Origin of the sequence: Oceanispirochaeta sp. (genome assembly GCF_027859075.1) — a bacterium.
Lineage (GTDB): Bacteria > Spirochaetota > Spirochaetia > DSM-2461 > DSM-2461 > Oceanispirochaeta.
The window spans coordinates 1-15,846 of the sequence record NZ_JAQIBL010000125.1 but is presented as its reverse complement, the minus strand read 5'-3'; the positions used below and the strand labels follow the sequence as shown (position 1 = coordinate 15,846).

The window sequence follows — 15,846 nt, the reverse complement described above, 5'->3', positions numbered from 1 at the left end:
AAAATGTCTTCAAAACCCGAAAAGGCTTGGGCGTTTAATCCTGTAGCACCGATGTTATCAACACCGGAAAAACCATACTGATCATATGCCTGCTTTTTCTGGGTATCTGAAAGGACCTCATAGGCCTCGGTAGCCTCTTTAAACTTATGCTCTGCATCAACATCGTTCTGATTTCTATCAGGATGATACTTGATGGCGAGTTTTCTGTATGCTTTTTTGATTTCATCCTGGTTTGCATTTTTTTCAATTTCCAGAACTTCGTAATAATCCCTTTTTGACACGGGTTTTCACTCTTCCTTTCAAGAGTGCAGCCCTGAATATATCAGGGCTGCCTTCTCAATGTTTCTCCTCGAATCTGATGCCTTCGGGGAAACTGATTTATTTATCTTCGTCTACAACTTCGTAATCTGCATCTTCTGCATCTGTTTCAGCCTTTTTGGGTTCTGAAGGGTCTGCTCCAGAAGCGGCACCGCCCATGTCCGGACCTGCTTGCCCCTGATCACCTGCCTGAGACTTGTACATTTCCTCAGCCAGTTTATATGAAGCCTGTTTCAGCTCTTCCACTTTGGCTTTAATGGTATCAATGTTATCTGTTTTTATTGCTTCTTTCAATGACTCAATGGACGCCTCAATCTTGGTCTTGTCATCTTCTGTCACTTTATCACCAAAGTCTTTCAAAGATTTCTCGGTAGAGTAGAGCAGATTGTCAGCTTCATTCATGACTTCAGCCTTCTCTTTGATGACTTTATCGGCTTCAGCATTTAATTCGGCATCTTTGACCATCTTGTCAATTTCGGCTTCGCTCAAACCGGAGGAAGACTCAATTCTGATCTTCTGTTCTTTCCCTGTTCCCAGATCCTTTGCAGACACGTGGACGATACCATTGGCATCAATGTCAAAGGTAACCTCAATCTGTGGAACTCCCCGGGGTGCCGGAGGAATGCCGACCAGGTCAAACTTTCCAAGGGTTCTGTTGGCACTGGCCATCTCTCTCTCACCCTGGAGAACATGAATGGAAACAGCATTCTGGTTGTCCGCAGCCGTAGAAAATACCTGACTTTTCTTTGTCGGGATTGTTGTATTGCGCTCAATCAGCCTTGTAGAGACACCGCCAAGGGTTTCGATACCCATAGACAGGGGAGTAACATCCAACAGAAGGATGTCATTCACATCTCCACCGAGAACTCCACCCTGAATAGACGCGCCCATGGCAACGACTTCATCCGGATTGACTCCCTTATGAGGTTCCTGCTGAAAGAGTTCCTTGACAATGGCCTGAACCGCAGGGATTCTAGTGGAACCACCGACGAGAATGACTTCATCAATATCGGATGCAGTATATCCCGCATCCTTAAGAGCCTTCTGGCAGGGAATCTTGGTTCTTTGAACAAGCTCGACGGTCATCTGATCAAACTTGGCTCTAGTCAGACTATACTGTAAGTGCTTCGGACCCGATGCATCAGCAGTGATAAAGGGCAGGTTAATATCGGTGGCCTGTGAGGAGGAGAGTTCTTTCTTGGCTTTTTCCGCACCTTCTCTCAGTCTCTGAAGGGCCATCTTGTCCTTGGACAGATCCACACCTTGATCAGACTTAAAGCTATTCACAAGCCACTCAATGATTTTCTTGTCAAAGTTATCACCACCCAGGTGAGTATCACCATTGGTGGAACGAACTTCGAATACACCTTCGGCCATGTCCAGGATAGAGATATCGAATGTTCCTCCCCCCAGGTCATAGACTGCAATCTTCTGTTCTTTGTTTTCTTTCCCGAAACCATAGGATAATGCCGCGGCAGTAGGCTCATTCACAATACGCTTTACATCCAGACCGGCAATTCTGCCTGCATCTTTGGTTGCCTGTCTCTGTGCATCATTGAAGTATGCAGGAACCGTGATGACAGCTTCAGTCACGGTTTCACCCAGATAATCTTCAGCTGTTTTCTTCATTTTTTGAAGAATAGCCGCAGAAATCTCGGGAGGAGACTGATGCTTGCCGTTCACATCGACCCGGACATCTCCGTTTGGACCTTTTGTAACATTATAGGAAATCATATGAAGTTCTTCTGTCACTTCATCGTAATGCCGTCCCATAAATCTTTTAATTGAATAGATGGTGTTCTCGGGGTTGGTAACCATTTGGTTTTTGGCAGGCTGCCCTACGAGGCGCTCATCTTTATCTGTAAAAGCTACCATTGAAGGAGTCGTTCTTTGACCTTCTTCATTCTGAATAACAACAGGTTCGCCCCCTTCCATGACTGCCACACAAGAGTTTGTTGTACCAAGGTCAATTCCAATAATTCGTCCCATAATATGTCTCCTATACCTTTACTTTTTCATTCCAAGGGAGTTTCTCTTCGAGCTAGGCCGAAGGGTCTCCAAATACTATTAACTTTAGCTCACTTCTGATGAGTCTTGATTTGTTTTCGCTGCCGGATCCGCAGGCTTCCCCACTTTTACCTTGGCAGGTCTCAACACTCGATCATACAGAGTATATCCAGCCTGAAAATCTTCTATGACTGTAGGAACCCCAATATCTGAGGATTCCTCCATCATGAGTGATTCATGGGCATTCGGATCATATACCGATCCAACAGATTCCATCTTCTTCAGACTCCATTTACTTTCCAGCATGCCAGTGAACTGTTGCTCTATCATGCTGATTCCCTCTTTGAAGGAATTGAAATCCTGTGAATCCTTTGAAGATTTTATGGCTCTGTCAAAGTTGTCAATTACTTCTATCAGATCTTTCAGAAGTTCCTGGTTTCCATATTTAATAGAGTCTGCCTTTTCCCGGGCCATTCTCTTTCTGTAATTTTCAAAGTCAGCATGCTTGCGCAGGTACTGATCCTTCAGATCACTATTCTCCTGGGTCAAAGCATTGACAGCTTCCAGCAGTTTGTCTGTTTCGCTGATTTCTTCCGTTTCACTATCTTCCGTTTCATTATCATCAGTTGAATCCTTCACATCATATTCAACAGGCTGTTCTTCCTGAACATTATCTGCAGTGATAATCTCATCAACAATATCTTCCTGCTGATTCTCTTTATCTCTCTTCGCCACTTAAACCTTCCAGTCTTGTTTTGCACTTTCGTTTTTACTGACTAAAAAATAATAATTTATGGGAATCAAGGTCAAGAAAAACCAAAAAGAAAAGAGAATAAATCTCCTGACCTCAATGATTTCCTGAATAAGCTGCACAAAATGGAAAATAACAGGTCAAAAAATATGTATTTTTTTTCAGGAGCCGTAAAAAAGTTTATTGTTTTTCTGATCTATTACTGTTAGGATTCTGCCAATGATAAGAAATGTATTTATAAATGGAACCATAAGCACTCTCTTCGTAATGGAAGAAGAATCTGGCGTAGAGTACACTCACCCTTTGGTTGAGGCTCTAAAAGAGCAGGCTGAAAGGATTGAACTGCTTGAAAAGCAGAATAATGAACTCCTTAATCAGGAAAAAATTTTACTGAATCTTCTGGAAATGTCTGCCACCACAGGAGACATTATGGCCAGAAGTTTGAAAGTTCTCCAGAATATGGAAGACAGTGAATCTCCCCTGGCTCTTGATTCTTCTGTTGTCATCAATACAACAAGGACTCCCATCCTCGAAGAAGCCCTGGAAGAATAGTCGATTCCTGCGCTTCGGGAAACTCCCGATCAGGATCAACGATAAGTCATAAAGGAAGGATTACTCTCGGTGAGAATAATCGTGCCCTTTTCAGAATTGACCCATCGAACATAGGGCATCCCGAAAAAATCTTCAAAAAGTCTGTCCAGGCCGCTTAACCCGGCAATTCCGCTCAATCGGGCCAGTTTATCCAGTTCTGACAGATCGGGAATCCCGTTCTTTTTTTCTAGGGCATCAAAAAATCTGATCATTCGCAGATGCATCATCCATGTTCGGACATCTGCTTCGGTTTCTCTTTTAAAATCCAACGCTAAATCTTCAATATCCCGATTCAGCCTAAGGGCGGCCTCAGAAAGTGTCAGTTCAGTCATGGAGTGTACTATTCGGGACAATTGAACTGCAGTATGCAAACCATTTCGAGGATAGGCCTTTCGACCTGTAAACACATATATAAAGGTTTCCAGCAAGCCTCTGACATCAATAAGAGTCATAGGCCTGACTGCCGGTTGAACTGTATTGACCTGGGTGGGATTCCTATCCTGAGAGAGGACTGATACGGAAGAACCCTTCAAGATTTCTGTCTTCAGGAGATATCCCAGATGTGAGTCGGGATAAATAAAGTAACAGATCTGCCAATCGTCCTCTCCACTGATAAAATGATCGATACCCTGATCAATCAAACAGAGTCTTACAGTCTGCCACTCTCCCTTCAGCCTTATCTTATAAGGCTTGTTGACTCCATATATAAGCTGCAGGGATCTATGAGTTCTGACCTTACCGTCATTGAGAGGTCCGACCTCCGCCAGCATGTCATGATAAATATAACCGTGCCGGAACATACCTACCCCCTGGGGGTGATTTCCAGGATCAATTCTACTTCACCCCGGCTGAGCTTGAGAGTCCGGGCAATATCCTCAGTCTTCCACCCCAGACGGGCCAGTCTTAGAACCGTCTCCCGGGTATCCATATCAGGAGATCCGCCTGCCCTGGGAGCACTACCGTCCCGTTCTGCCAGACGTCCCAGGAGCTTCACCTGATCCTGAGCCTGCTTGACAACGCCGTCCATCCTAGTTTCCGTCCGGGCAATCCAGTCTCTCGCCTGGTTGATTTTCTCGGCTTTTTCATCCAGATCGACTAGGACCCGATCCAGAGAGGCAATCTTGGAAAAGACATTCTCTGCGGTTTCTTTATTTTCAAGGAGGAACTTATTCCTCTGTTCAATATCCCGTATTTGACCGTTCAACGGATTGATTTCCGTTTTGAGCATCTCAATACTCTTCTGCAGAGTTTCAACTGTCACCGTATATTCATCAACCTGTTCGACTGTCTTGTCTACAAGAACAGCCTTGCTCTCCATTCTGATAAAACGGGAATCGAGGGCATGGTGCTGATCCTCCATTTCCTTCACACGGCTCTGATACTGCTGAAGCATATCGTGGAGAGAGCTGATCTGGTCCAGTTTGAGGTCAACAGATTTTGAAAGACTGATCATACTGCTGATTTTATCTTCCAGCTCTTCCACCTTCTGTTTCTCCTGCATGAAGCGATTGATCTGATCCAGAATTCCCTGATACTGATCCTGTACCCTGTCAAAACCGGCTTGATAATCCTTGAGGCGGTCCATATTGGCATCCACTTTTTGTAGATCACCCTTCAATTCCAGAATATTCCGGGACAGGGTCTCTTTCAAGCGGTCTGCTTTTTCAAAGATATGGGTCTGAGCAATAAATTCTTGTTGCTTCCGTTCAATTTCTTCTATATTTACGGTGAGATGGCGGGTATCGTCTTCCACACGGGCTACCAGTTTCTTCTGATAATTATCCATCTTTTCACGGGCATCACTCACACCCTGACGCATTTCACGTATTTTAAGTTCCGCATCGTTCTGTGATTCCCGGAGCTTCTTCTGGAAATCCAGCATAAACAGGTTATAATCGCTGTTAAACCGTTCTAATGTCGATTCAGACTTATCCTTCAGATCATTCTGAAGCTGATAAACCTTTTCACTCATGGAGGCCAGATCCTGCCTCAAGTCTGCACGCTCTTCATTGCTTGAAAGGATCAACTCTTCTTTCTGTGACTTGAAATCATCGCTAATTTCATTCAGGTTGGATATCATAGAAGATTTAAAATCATCATATTTATCTCTGATTTCAGATTCATCTTCCTTAATCTGCTGGAATATTTTCTGTTGCCAGGTAGTCACATCGGATTGAATGCTTTCAGACTGACCGGAAAACTCACGCCGGGATTGGTCCAGGTCGCTCATAAGAAGGCTGAGCTTCTGACTAATGTCTTTTTCGGAAACCTCAACCCGCTCATTCATACCCATGCTGAGCCGTTCCAACTCACGGATCATAAAATCCATGGATTCATCCCGCAGGGTACTCACTTTATCCTGGAGTTCATCACGGTAGCCGACAACCAGGGAATTTCCCTCATCCACTCTCACATCCAGAGATTCTCTGAAAGATTCAACCTTGGTCTGGAATTTTTCAAACTGCTGTGAAACCCGGGTCTGCAGTTCCCCCAACCTTTTATTGAGCTCGGCAGAACAGCTTCGCTCCATTTCCACACGGTCCCGGTTCTGCTGGTCCGCCAGATCCGTAATATGACGGTCCAGATTCTCCTGCCAGTCCTTCAATGTGTTTTGAATGCCGTTATCCCGCTTCTTAAGATCTGCAAAAAAATCATCTTCAAAGACCTGAAGCTGTGCCGAAACATTGTCATAGGCCCGACTCTTGAGTGTACCCAGCCCCTGTTCCAATTCAGCCATAGCCGATTTGATCTTGTCTGCCCGTTCTTCTGTATCACGTTCTTCATCGGAGCGGAGATTTTGCATTTTTTGATCAAAGATGACAAATTCACCCATGACTCGATCGCTCACATCACTCATGCTCAAACGAAGAGAAGATTCCAGTGCATCCATATCGCCCATGAATTGTTCCAGTTTATTAAACCTGGGAAAAAATCCGCTTTCATATTCCTTGAGCTTTTTCTCAATGGCTTTCAATGCTTCTATCTGAAGAGTCTCTGCCGTATCTTCAATCCTGCCGGTAAAAGTGTCGGAGAATTCATGAAGCTGAGACTCAATAGTAGTTTTATGTGCACCCAATCTGTCGTCCAGGCCTGACAGCTCCTGCAGAACCTCATCCTTCTGCCTGATCATTCCCGACTTCGTGGCAGAGAAGTCCTTCATCATGGACCCAAGCTCTTCCTTCATCCCTTTCAAAGTACTCTGCTGTTCGCCAGAGGCTGAAGCAAGATGGTCATTGAAGCGGACGATCTGTTCATCAGAGCGGCTTTTCCAGAGAGTATAATCTTCTTCCAGCTGACCCATACCATCATTCAATTCTTCAGAAACATCTTGAAACCGGCGTTCAAGTCTCTGCATTTCATTATTCCAACTGCCCGAAAGAGAATCAGAATGGGAAGACATAAGTTCTTTAAGCTGCAGGAAGGCATCCGATTCCAGTGAAACACCCTCAGAGGCTACCTTATCAAGGCGTGCCAGATAGTTTTCTTCAACACTGGTCCATTGGACCGTAAATGCATCCAGTTTTTCCTTGGCAATCTGGTCCCGTCGTTCCAAAAGGCCCTTCACATGCTCCTGAAACTGGTCCAGCTTCTTGCCTGAAGTTTCCAGGTTGCTCAGGAATTGTCTATAAACACCGGTCATTTCTTCATTAAACGAATCCCGGAGCTCTTTCAGTGCCTGTGTATTTTCTATTCTGAAGGATTCCTGAAGAGAGGTCATCCCAAGGGTCAGACCGTCGGCTTTTTCCAGAAGCCTATTCAAACGGACTCCTACTGAGTCAACATATTCGGATTCTTTTTTGATGCGGACCAGGTTCTCATCCACATTTCTGGTTAATAAGTCTAATTCTTCCAGGCGGCCCGATACATCTCCGAGGAGGGTTTTAAAACTGTCTATTTCTGCTGACCGGGCGAGAGATTCTTCATTCGCCTGAAGTATACGCTTCAGAATTTCCCTATTGGTCTTTTCCTGGACTTCGATATCTATATTCAGATCATGGATTTGGGTTTTCTTGTCTTTGACCAGCCTGTCCAGCTCATCCTTGACCTTATCTGCATACTTTCGGACCTTCTCCAGAGAACGGTTGTTCTTGTCAAACTGCCGGTTAAGGAAAAGGACAAGAATAACGATAGCAAGAACGATGATATCACCGATATTAAAAAGCATGGATTACTCCTCTCTCAGAAGGAATTCAATATTTTTAACAAAATCTTTAAAATTGCGGATGGTGAGATCGGCTTCGGGGACAATTTTGCCCTGACATTGAATATAAACGGTCTTCATTCCAGCCGCAGAGGCGCCTTTGACGTCATATTCGTAACTGTTCCCCACATAGAGGACCTCTTCTGGCCGGCATCCCAGCTTCCGGGCCAGAGCCAGAAAAGGAGCCGCATGGGGTTTCAGGTATCCAGTTTCTTCACTGGACATGACTGCATTCCAGTGTCCATCGACCCGGAAATAGTTCAGCTTGTTTCCCACAGGAAAATCAGACATGACTCCCAGAGACAAACCCATGGATTTTAATTCTTCCAGAGCACTCTGAAGACCGGAATAGGGTTTCACCCTCTTAAAAATGGTCTCCCATTTCCTATAAATGATTGTTTCAACTGTGGAGCTGGCTTCTTCAACCGACCCCCCGAGGCGAGCGGCCATCAGCTCTGACTGAGTTTTTCTAAAATCGCTGATGTTCTCGATACCACGTAACTCTTTTCTAACTTTTGAGAACTTCATGACAAGAGGAAGATGAGTCAATAGAAAAGGAAATGAGAATAACTGCATTCTCCAGTTAGGGTACAAGGTCCCGTCAATGTCAAAGGCGACAGCTTTTAGAGCCATATTTCAGTTATACCGTCCATTTTTAATCTGTTTCTACACTACAGGAATGACAGCGAATTGGCAAGCTGTTTCTACAGGAGGAAATAGCCCGGGACCATCTCAATCAAAGCGGTATGTAAAACGTCCGTTTATTTTCCTTTTACTTGAATTGGAGAAAGTGGCGCTTCGGAATCCCATGAGGACGGCCTCATCGATCCTGGAGTCATCTGAAGACTTATAAATTTCAGACATTATAAGCTCTGCAGATCCGGAAATTGTAAATTTGATGATAACGGGATTCAGATTCCGGCCTGATTTATAATCAGCATTCTTATAATCATACCCTGCTTTGATCAGATAGTCCCAAATGGCTCTGACATCATCAATTTTAGGAGTTACTTCAGATTTAAACGCCCAGACTCCGTTTGCATCCTTATAAAACTGCTTGAAGAAATCCTTCTTCGTGACCCCTAGCGTGTGTGATTCCCCTTTCAGACTCTCATAAATTGCAGATGAAATAAACTGAGGAAGGGGCATAAACAGAGAAATGTCAGTAGACAAAGATCGTCCGATAACACCCTCTTCCGCCTCAAACTGATATTCATAGGAGTTACCCCCGTCCTCACCCTTAATAATGACAGGCTTAGGTTCTGGAGGAGTAACCGGAACAGTAGGGGCAGGGTTCACCACAGGTTCAGCAGGTTTTGCAATTGGAGTTGGAGTTGGGGTTGGTTTCTCTATTACTTTTTCCGGCAGGGCCTGGGGCACGGTGTTTTCACTAGGCTCAGAGACCTTTACCTCAGGAACAGGCGGGGGAGTCTCTTCAGGAGGAACGACCGGTTCCTCAATCTGCTTTTCCTCAGGCATGATCGGAATATCTTCACCCACGGGTTCTCCCAGCTTGACAAGGACAGGCCCGGAGAAATCACTGAGATCTTCAATAAAAAAATAATCATAGAGAATGAAAGTACCCAATATGAGAAAGTGAAAGAGAAAGGCAAAGAGAAAACTAAGGAGTGTTCTCCTTTTCTGCCTTTTTATCTGATAGGGAGTCATCAGGAATCCTCAACTTTCTCTCTGGTAACTAGATTCACACCGTTAAAACCCTGCCGACGCAGGATATCAAGAACCTGAATCATCATCTGGTAGGGAATATCACTATCCCCGTCAAAGACAACAACAGGTTCCTCCATAGGACTGCGTTCAATTACCCCCACAAGGGTCTCTTCCAGTGTCAGGAGAGTACAGCTCTCTTTATTCACATAAATCTCATCCCGGGAAAGAACCGTCAGCCTCAGTTCTGTGATCTCGACGTTTTCTGATGTGGTAGACTCTGGCAGATCCAGAGTAATGCCGGGTGCCGTGTTGAAAACACTGGAGATCATGAAAAAGATAACCAGCTGAAACACAACATCAATTAGAGGAGTAAGGTCAACATTGATATGAGGCTTAAGACGCCGTTCGAATATCATACCTCATCTCCTGTCCTCTCCTTCTTTTGACCTTTTAAAAGCAAAATCATTTCATTCACCTGATTTTCCATTTTGATAAGGATATTTTCTACTTTTTGAATAAGATAATTGTAAAAAATAACGGCAGGGATGGATACGATTAAACCGGCAGCCGTCGTAATGAGGGCCTCCGAGATACCTTTAGCAAGCACTGAGGGATCCGCGAAAGAGGTTCCGCCTCCCAGAATACCAAAAGATTTTATATTTCCGGTGACCGTTCCCAACAGCCCCAGCAGGGGTGAAATGTGGGCAATAGTCCCTAAAGGGGTCAAAAACCTTTCCAGCTGAGGGATTTCCTGTCTGGCCGCATCCTTAAGGACTTCTTTCTGAACAAACTCGGGCTGGTCCCGGTGAGCAATCCCGACTTTCATGAGTCCCGTCAGAGGGGAGACATTGCTGTCACAGATTGAAAGTGCCTCATCAAAATGATTCTTGGCGAAGGCTCCTTTAATCCGGATATATAGCTTCTCCGCGTCCACTTTAATCCTTTTGAAGTAAAAATAACGTTCAATGACAATAGCCATGGCCAGGACGGATAACACCATAATAATCCAAAGGATTATTCCGCCTTTCTGCAATATATCCAGCATAATATAGCTCCTTAAATCAGGGTCAGAATACTTTATTAGAATCAGGCTGCCAGGGAGACACAAAGTCTTTCGAAGCCCCTACTTTACTCAAATGTATAAAACTCAAGGGATACCTGTACTTCAGATTCTCAAGGGATGAAGCGGCTCCGGTTTCCTGAACATCCAGATGAAAATCACCATGACTGTCAAACCAGGGGTAGAATACAGCCACATGGTAATACTGCCATAAGGCCGGGTCTTCCCCATAGAGGGAATTGACCGCTCCCAGATAGAAATACCCGGGCTCCTTCACCGCCTGAAGATACAGCAGAGTTTGCAGTTTATCAAGTTCATATCCTATATTCTCTTTATAGTGAAAAAAGGGAACATTCCTGACATCCATATCCCCGGGAGAACTATCTTGTCCGCCGGGTTCGGATTTTCTGAGCAGGACAGAGAGGTTCCTACACCAGTCCAGTCCGAAATAGGGGTCCCGGTCCATATGAGCCTCACTCCAGGGATTCCCCTTCCGACTCTCCGATTCTGTTGGAACCTTCAGGGACTCAATGTCCAGTAGTGCATCTCCCCCCCGACTCAGAAGGATTCCGTCGGCAACCCATTTGGCAAACCCCGAACAGTTGACAGCGCCGGGAGGCTCAGAAACCGGATCACCACCGTCTATCAGCACAAACCGACCGCGGCTGTCTTGTGCCCCATCTTCCGACTCATACAGAAAGTCTAGATCTTCGGCGATTCGTCCGGCGAGGCCTGAGACGGTCTGCCATTCCGGATAAGAGGCATCCGTAAAGATCTGATTCCAGCGAATGGTTTCTTTTGTTAAAAACATGATTCTGGAAAAAGAGCTGACTGATAGATCTTCGATGGATACTGGAAGCACGATGCCATCGTATAGAGTCATACCATAGAGGGATAATTCCAGGGAGGTTCTGTTTGCATCCAGTGGGAAAAGGCGGAGGTAGGACATTTCATCATTTTGAAGGAAAATCTTTATCTGTAAAAAATCACCGCTTCTCAGATCTCTCTTGATGATATAATTCCCTCTTCCCCAGACAGGATATTTATAATCCAGTTCATTCTTGAAAAGAAGATAAAAAGAATCTTCTGATTTGCGCAGTTCAAATTCAACGGCTACAGGAGACAGAACCTGAGAATGGATCTCTTTCTGCCGGGTCAATAATGAATAAAAAGGAGCATTAATGGCCTCGGACATGGCAGAGCGGACTTCAACATTCTCATAAAAGGACGCTCCAGCTATCAGGCGGTCCTCAACGAGATAGGAAGATTGAGAAAAAAGGGTAAACCCTGGATAAAGGAGGAAGAATAGTGTGAAATATCCAGCAGCTTTAAAATTCATAAATCACTCCCGGTCTACTGTATGATCAGGAACGTTCTTTCAACTCCATGTTGATGGGAATTTTGGACATTCCGTATTCTTTTCGAATCTGATTCATAATGTACCTTTTATAAGAATCGGGAAAACCCTTCTCTCTATTAACAAAGAGTACGAATTTTACGGGATGTGAAGTCACCTGAGTCAAATAAAGGAGTTTGTACCTCTTGTTTTTCACTGAAGGAATGGGATTATAATCCATCCAGTAGTGCAAAGATTCATTCAACTGACTGGTTTCGACTCTTTTTGTCAACTGACGGTATACTTTCTCTGTTTCATCCAAAAGTTTATCAAGTCCTGTTCCCTTTAAGCCTGACACAGCCATGACGGGGGCAAAACTCAAGATAGGAAATAGGAAGCGAACCTTTTCGACGGCCTGGTCCCAGCTGTCTTTTGATCCATCCGTGGTATCCCACTTATTTAAAACCAGGACAACACCCTTCCCCTGATTGACTATCTGCTGGGAGATCTTTTTATCCTGTTCGGTTAATCCTTCCTGTATATCGATGAGAAGAAAGATAATATCAGAGTCATCAATGGTATGGAAAGCCCGGTTGACAGAATAGTATTCCACATCCTCAACGACTTTCTTCTTTCTCCTGATCCCTGCGGTATCCAGGACTTTATACTCTCTTTTCTTATATAGGAATCGGCCTTCAATGACATCTCTGGTCGTACCCGCAATGGGTGAAACAATGGAGTTTTCTTTCCCGCTGAGTTGGTTTGTCAGGGTTGATTTCCCTGTATTTGGTTTCCCGAGAATAGCGATACTGATATGAGGATCCTTTTCCAGTTCAGCAGCGCCATTAAAAAGAGAAAAGTCTATCATAGAGATAATTTTTTCATTAAAGGCATCCAGATTCCAGCCGTGGGTGGCAGAGACCCCGATGATATTTTGAAATCCCAGAGAATAAAGATTCCAGATCTCATTTTCTTTATCTGGATGATCTACTTTGTTGACAACAAGGAGTACTTTTTCCTGGTGTGCCCTGAGGCTTTCAATAAAAGTTTCATCCTCACTGGTAATATCGTTTACATCCATGACGAAAAGGATCAGATCACCCTCTTTCAGCATCTGCAGTGATTTCTGGGCCACCAGTTCATCAAAGCTGTCGTCTCTCTCCAGCTTGAAGCCACCCGTGTCCATAAGCATGACTTCCTGATCCCGGATAAAACAGCGTTCCTGAATAATATCTCTCGTCACTCCGGGTGTAGGGTCTGTAATGGCTTTTCTTTTCTTAATAATCCTGTTGAACAGAGTAGATTTTCCCACATTGGGTCTTCCGGCTATAACAACTCTGGGCAACCGGTCCACCCTATCCTGTGATAAATTCAAATTTTTCCTCCATCCACTCTCGAACATAACGGTCAATATCAATAAAACTTTTCATATCCATCAGGGTTCCGAGAAATTCCTCAGACTCCAGTATGGTGGTGGAGCGAATAATACGCTTAATTTCAGGAATACTGAATGCACTCATACTCAGTTCATCCAATCCCAGACCCAATAGAATCACTGCCGCCAGAGGATCACCCGCCATCTCACCGCACATCCCAACGGGGATTCCGGCATTATGAGCATTTTCTACTACGATCCTGATCAGCCTGAGAACTGCCGGGTGGAAGGGCTCATACATGCTGGTAATTTTTTCATTACCCCGGTCCACTGCGATGGTATATTGAATTAAATCATTTGTCCCGATTGAAAAGAAATCCGCTTTCCTGGCCAGGATATCTGAAGTCAAGGCCGCAGAAGGAACTTCGATCATGCATCCTACAGGAATTTCATCAGCAAAAGCAATCCCTTCGGCGGTCAGTTCTTTTTTTACAGACTTTAATACCTTCAAGGCTTTCTCAAACTCTTCAATTCCTGAGATCATGGGAAACATTATTTTAACAGATCCGAAGACAGAGGCTCTGAGGATGGCCCGAAGCTGAATTTTAAAAATATCAATACTCTCAAGACAAAAACGAATGGCTCTCCATCCCAGGAGAGGATTCTTTTCATTTTTCTGGGCGATTTCATTAATCAGCTTATCACCGCCCACATCCAGTGTCCGGATGGTCACAGGCAGTCCGTTCATCCCTTCCAGAACTTTTTTATAAGCTGAGAACTGAAGTTCCTCATCCTTCTCCTGGCCAGACTGCATCACAAGAAACTCACTCCGGAACAATCCGATTCCGGCAGCATTATAGGCATGAACCGAATCCAGTTCTTCTGCCACCTCAATATTCGCCTTTAAAGAAATGAGCTTACCGTCTCTTGTTTCCGAGGGAAGATTCCCGAGATTAAAAAGTTCTGATTCCCGCTTGAGGTATTCCTGCTTTTTCTTTTTATATCTTTTAAGTGTCTCCTCATCGGGATTAACAAAGACAATGCCTTTGAGTCCATCAATGATCAGGACATCACCATCTCTGACTTCACCAGTGATATGCCGGAGTCCCAGAATGGCAGGTATCCCGAAGGAACGGGCCAGAATAGCAGTGTGTGATGTTCTGCCTCCCGCATCCATCACAATTCCCTTGACCATCCATTTGTTCATCAAAAGAGTATCTGAAGGCAGGAGATCCGGTGTGACCACGATAACTTCCATTTCAAGATCGGCCAGGGACTTTCTCTTCCTCATAAGGAGATTACTAATAATCCTCTTGGAAACATCATCCATATCCATGGATCGTTCTTTTAAGTAAACATCTCTCGAGTTATTTAACTTTTCCACATAATCCTGAATAACACTTTGCACAATCCACTCTATATTAATCAGTTCTTTTTCCAGTTTTTCAAAAACCTGATCTTTAAACATGGGGTCATGAAGCATAAGGATATGAGAATCGAGGAAGCGGGCTTCTTCCTGACTGTACTCTCTTGTGATTTTCTTTTTTAAATCTGACAATTCATCCGATGCAGCCTGGATGGCTTTATGATATCTTATCAGCTCACCCTCGGTGTCTCCCGGCTCAATTGAATAACGGGGTACAGAAAAACTCTCTTCATTGTAAAGAAATGCCTTTGAGATAACGATACCGGGAGATGCTGATATTCCATGAAATTCTTTCATCAAGTCAATAATAAGCAACTTTCTGGAGATAGTCAAACTTGCTCAAAGAGGACTCTTTTCCCTTGGCAGACAGCAACTATAGCCCGATAATATGTGAGTATGAGCAAGAATCAAAATCCTGTAAATAAATATAAGAAATTGAAACCTTCCTCACCCAGTTCCCCGGTGAGACAGCGAGAGGTGCGGGCATCCTCCCCGGCCCGGAGTAATGGGAAACCCGTCCCGCAAAAGTCAGCTCCAGAGAAGGGTCAACTGCCACAGATTCTTATGATTGTCCTCTTATCCATTATCTGCCTGTGTCTTCTGGCTCTGGTCCTCTTTTTCTTTCAACCCGGAAGAATCCAGCTCTGGCAGTCAAAATCATCACAGGGCAGCAGCGACGGTGCAGTGATCGTCCGCCTTGAACCGGAAGAAGCGGAAGTTCAGGAACCTGTCATACCCTCAGAAATATTACCTGCTGAAACGCCTGCTGGTGACGATGAAAAAGGCAATCCTCCGGCGAACAACCAGACCCGGGAAGCCAGGATCTATTTTGTGAAAGTAAATGCAGAGGGTCAAATTTCCTTAAAAAGTGTCACTCGAAAGATTGATTTTAATAATTCACCCCTGGCTCAAACCGTGGATTCCCTCATCAGCGGTCCTGGAACCGATGAGATCAATAAGGGGTCTCTCACCCTCATCCCCGAGGGATCAAGGCTGCTCTCAGCCCGCATTGAGTCAGGAACGGCCTATCTGAATTTCAATGAAGCCTTTCGTTTCAACCCCCTGGGAAGAGAGGGTTATGTGGCTCAATTGAAGCAGATTGTGTATACCTCT

General features: G+C 44.6%; 14 protein-coding genes. 2 read left to right on the top strand and 12 right to left on the bottom strand.

Annotated elements, in window-relative coordinates; translation table 11 throughout:
* The 3 genes from PF479_RS07140 to grpE form a co-directional block, all read right to left on the bottom strand.
* Positions 1-281 (bottom strand): DnaJ domain-containing protein (locus tag PF479_RS07140; protein WP_298004145.1); only part of this gene is annotated, 281 nt, incomplete at its 3' end.
* A gap of 97 nt (positions 282-378) precedes the next feature.
* On the bottom strand, positions 379-2,307 hold the full coding sequence (gene dnaK / locus PF479_RS07135) for a molecular chaperone DnaK (RefSeq protein WP_298004142.1): 1,929 nt from the start codon (positions 2,305-2,307) through the stop codon (positions 379-381).
* 84 nt (positions 2,308-2,391) lie between these two features.
* A complete protein-coding gene (gene grpE, locus PF479_RS07130) occupies positions 2,392-3,060 on the bottom strand; it encodes a nucleotide exchange factor GrpE (protein ID WP_298004139.1) in 669 nt (222 codons plus the stop codon).
* Positions 3,061-3,295: 235 nt separating this feature from the next.
* Between grpE and PF479_RS07125 the strand changes: the two genes are divergently transcribed.
* A complete protein-coding gene (locus PF479_RS07125) occupies positions 3,296-3,628 on the top strand; it encodes a hypothetical protein (RefSeq protein WP_298004135.1) in 333 nt (110 codons plus the stop codon).
* A gap of 35 nt (positions 3,629-3,663) precedes the next feature.
* Here the strand turns inward: PF479_RS07125 and PF479_RS07120 are convergent, their stop codons facing one another.
* The 9 genes from PF479_RS07120 to ptsP all read right to left on the bottom strand — a co-directional run bounded on the left by PF479_RS07120 (position 3,664) and on the right by ptsP (position 15,030).
* Positions 3,664-4,467 (bottom strand): hypothetical protein, encoded by an 804-nt coding sequence (locus PF479_RS07120; protein ID WP_298004132.1) that lies wholly within the window; start codon positions 4,465-4,467, stop codon positions 3,664-3,666.
* A 2-nt stretch (positions 4,468-4,469) separates the two neighbouring features.
* Positions 4,470-7,832 carry a hypothetical protein gene (locus PF479_RS07115; protein ID WP_298004130.1) on the bottom strand — a complete coding sequence of 1,121 codons (3,363 nt, stop codon included), beginning with the start codon at positions 7,830-7,832 and terminating at the stop codon, positions 4,470-4,472.
* Between the two features lie 3 nt (positions 7,833-7,835).
* Positions 7,836-8,501 carry an HAD family hydrolase gene (locus tag PF479_RS07110; protein ID WP_298004128.1) on the bottom strand — a complete coding sequence of 222 codons (666 nt, stop codon included), beginning with the start codon at positions 8,499-8,501 and terminating at the stop codon, positions 7,836-7,838.
* A gap of 99 nt (positions 8,502-8,600) precedes the next feature.
* The gene (locus tag PF479_RS07105; protein WP_298004125.1) at positions 8,601-9,536 is read right to left on the bottom strand and encodes a hypothetical protein; all 936 of its coding nucleotides are present in this window, start codon (positions 9,534-9,536) and stop codon (positions 8,601-8,603) included.
* On the bottom strand, positions 9,536-9,952 hold the full coding sequence (locus PF479_RS07100) for a biopolymer transporter ExbD (RefSeq protein ID WP_298004123.1): 417 nt from the start codon (positions 9,950-9,952) through the stop codon (positions 9,536-9,538). Before PF479_RS07100 ends, PF479_RS07105 begins: the two co-directional genes overlap by 1 nt.
* Positions 9,949-10,581 (bottom strand): MotA/TolQ/ExbB proton channel family protein, encoded by a 633-nt coding sequence (locus PF479_RS07095; RefSeq protein WP_298004119.1) that lies wholly within the window; start codon positions 10,579-10,581, stop codon positions 9,949-9,951. The genes PF479_RS07100 and PF479_RS07095 overlap by 4 nt, the downstream gene beginning before the upstream one ends.
* Positions 10,582-10,603: 22 nt before the next feature.
* Positions 10,604-11,935 (bottom strand): hypothetical protein, encoded by a 1,332-nt coding sequence (locus tag PF479_RS07090; RefSeq protein WP_298004116.1) that lies wholly within the window; start codon positions 11,933-11,935, stop codon positions 10,604-10,606.
* Positions 11,936-11,960: 25 nt separating this feature from the next.
* Positions 11,961-13,307 carry a ribosome biogenesis GTPase Der gene (der, locus tag PF479_RS07085; RefSeq protein WP_298004113.1) on the bottom strand — a complete coding sequence of 449 codons (1,347 nt, stop codon included), beginning with the start codon at positions 13,305-13,307 and terminating at the stop codon, positions 11,961-11,963.
* The gene (gene ptsP / locus PF479_RS07080) at positions 13,288-15,030 is read right to left on the bottom strand and encodes a phosphoenolpyruvate--protein phosphotransferase (RefSeq protein WP_298004111.1); all 1,743 of its coding nucleotides are present in this window, start codon (positions 15,028-15,030) and stop codon (positions 13,288-13,290) included. The genes der and ptsP overlap by 20 nt, the downstream gene beginning before the upstream one ends.
* A 99-nt stretch (positions 15,031-15,129) precedes the next feature.
* Between ptsP and PF479_RS07075 the strand changes: the two genes are divergently transcribed.
* The coding region (locus tag PF479_RS07075; RefSeq protein WP_298004108.1) for a GerMN domain-containing protein at positions 15,130-15,846 on the top strand (717 nt) is incomplete at its 3' end.

Bases quoted from the DNA above. Each gene is read 5' to 3' on its own strand.
- PF479_RS07110 (WP_298004128.1), bottom strand. From the start codon at position 8,501: ATGGCTCTAAAAGCTGTCGCCTTTGACATTGACGGGACCTTGTACCCT.
- PF479_RS07125 (WP_298004135.1), top strand. From the start codon at position 3,296: ATGATAAGAAATGTATTTATAAATGGAACCATAAGCACTCTCTTCGTA.
- PF479_RS07120 (WP_298004132.1), bottom strand. From the start codon at position 4,467: ATGTTCCGGCACGGTTATATTTATCATGACATGCTGGCGGAGGTCGGA.
- PF479_RS07105 (WP_298004125.1), bottom strand. From the start codon at position 9,536: ATGACTCCCTATCAGATAAAAAGGCAGAAAAGGAGAACACTCCTTAGT.
- PF479_RS07115 (WP_298004130.1), bottom strand. From the start codon at position 7,832: ATGCTTTTTAATATCGGTGATATCATCGTTCTTGCTATCGTTATTCTT.
- ptsP (WP_298004111.1), bottom strand. From the start codon at position 15,030: ATGAAAGAATTTCATGGAATATCAGCATCTCCCGGTATCGTTATCTCA.
- PF479_RS07095 (WP_298004119.1), bottom strand. From the start codon at position 10,581: ATGCTGGATATATTGCAGAAAGGCGGAATAATCCTTTGGATTATTATG.
- PF479_RS07100 (WP_298004123.1), bottom strand. From the start codon at position 9,952: ATGATATTCGAACGGCGTCTTAAGCCTCATATCAATGTTGACCTTACT.
- dnaK (WP_298004142.1), bottom strand. From the start codon at position 2,307: ATGGGACGAATTATTGGAATTGACCTTGGTACAACAAACTCTTGTGTG.
- PF479_RS07090 (WP_298004116.1), bottom strand. From the start codon at position 11,935: ATGAATTTTAAAGCTGCTGGATATTTCACACTATTCTTCCTCCTTTAT.